Genomic DNA, 1239 nt, shown 5'->3' on the forward strand with positions numbered 1-1239 from the left:
ACAGAAAACACCAGATTATACAGCGGTTATTATGGAAGAAGAGAGCTTGACATACCAAGAATTACATGAAAAATCTAATCAAGTCGCAAGGTATTTACAAGAAAAAGGAGTAGGAAAGGGTTCACTAGTTGGGGTGCTTGCACAACGTTGCCCAGATACGATTGTAAATATTTTAGGGATTTTAAAAACAGGAGCGGCATATGTGCCAGTAGATCCAGAATATCCACAAGAACGTATTGACTACATCTTAAATAATAGCCAATGTGATTTATTATTGACACCGGATGTGTATTCAAAAGAGGATCTACATTCTTGTTCTATAGAAGATGTGGAAAATGAAAGTAGTCCAGATGATATAGCTTACATTATTTACACTTCTGGAAGCACAGGGAAGCCTAAAGGGGTAATAATTACTCATGAATCAGCAGTTAATACCATTTTAGATATAAATCAAAAATTCCAAGTAAATGAAGATGATCGTTTTATTGGTCTCTCATCTATTTGTTTTGATTTATCCGTATATGACATTTTTGGTGCTTTGAGTAGTGGAGCTTCAATTGTTCAGATTAAGGATCAAAGGGATATTCAAGAAGTCATAGAAACAATCGACAAGTATGGTATTACCATTTGGAGTTCGGTTCCGGCTATTATGGATTTAACAATTGAATTTATAGAATCTATGAAAGAATATCAAGATAACGAATTACGTCTTGTATTGTTAAGTGGGGATTGGATTCCATTGATATTACCAGAGAAAATTAGGAAATATTTTGGAAAAGCACAAATTAATTCATTAGGAGGAGCCACAGAAGCTTCAATATGGTCTATTTATTATCCAATTAATGAAATAAACCCTGAGTGGAAGAGCATTCCATACGGAATGCCATTAGCGAATCAAAAATTTTATGTTTTAAATTATGCAGGACAGGTTTGTCCAGTAGAGGTAGAAGGAGAACTCTATATTGGAGGAATAGGTCTAGCACAAGGATATAAAAATGATGATACAAAAACAAAAAATGCATTTATAGAACATCCTACATTGGGCCGCTTGTATAAAACAGGGGACCATGGAGTGTTAAGAAAAGAAGGATATATTGAATTTTTAGGTCGAAAAGATCAACAAATTAAGATAAGAGGATACCGAGTAGAATTAGGTGAAGTGTCTAATCAACTATTAGAGCATAAGAATGTTCAACAAGCAGTAGTAATAGATCAAGTAGATTCAAACGGGAAAAAATT

The 1239-nt window shown here is 33.8% G+C and carries 1 protein-coding gene; it reads left to right on the plus strand.

Going from position 1 to position 1239, the window contains the following annotated elements:
- Nucleotides 1–1239, plus strand: a 1239-nt coding sequence (locus DOS87_RS29840) for an amino acid adenylation domain-containing protein (RefSeq protein ID WP_208730393.1), incomplete at both ends; no start/stop codon positions are given.

Source organism: Bacillus sp. CR71 (genome assembly GCF_003429245.1).
Lineage (GTDB): Bacteria > Bacillota > Bacilli > Bacillales > Bacillaceae_G > Bacillus_A > Bacillus_A thuringiensis_S.